The sequence below is a fragment of the Vibrio sp. 2132-1 genome (assembly GCF_033344315.1).
Map to the genome: position 1 here is coordinate 1 of NZ_JAWPON010000526.1, position 615 is coordinate 615.

At 48.9% G+C, this 615-nt stretch carries 1 protein-coding gene; it reads left to right on the plus strand.

All coding sequences use genetic code 11. The features are described from left to right. A partial coding sequence (locus R8N47_RS26445; protein WP_318186261.1) for a M24 family metallopeptidase occupies positions 1–615 on the plus strand: 615 nt, incomplete at both ends.

Genomic DNA, 615 nt, shown 5'->3' on the forward strand with positions numbered 1-615 from the left:
GAGCTGAACACACTTTACCTTGTTGATTCAGGCGGTCAGTATCTAGATGGCACAACCGACATTACACGCACCATCGCGATTGGTCAGCCATCAGCAGAAATGATCAAGCAGTTCACTCTCGCGCTGAAAGGTCATATCGGTGTAGCACGTGCCCGCTTCCCGAAAGGCACTCGCGGTTACCAAATCGATACATTGGCTCGCCAACATCTTTGGGCGGAAGGTTATGACTACGACCATGGCACTGGCCACGGTGTAGGTCACTTCCTAAGTGTGCATGAAGGTCCGGCAAGCATCTCGAAGAAACAAATTGATGTGCCGCTAACTGAAGGCATGGTGCTATCAAATGAGCCTGGTTACTACCGTGCAGATGCGTTCGGTATCCGAATCGAGAACCTAGAGCTCATAGTTGAAACACCGACTAACGGTGACTTCCCTGTTCTATCATTCGAATCATTGACGCGTTGTCCAATCGATAAACGCAATATCAATGTCGATATGCTGACTCGTCCAGAACTTGCTTGGTTGAACGACTACCATCAAAAAGTATGGGAACAAATCAGCCCGCTTGTTGAAGGCGAAGTAAAAGAATGGCTACGCGAAGCAACTCTGCCGTTG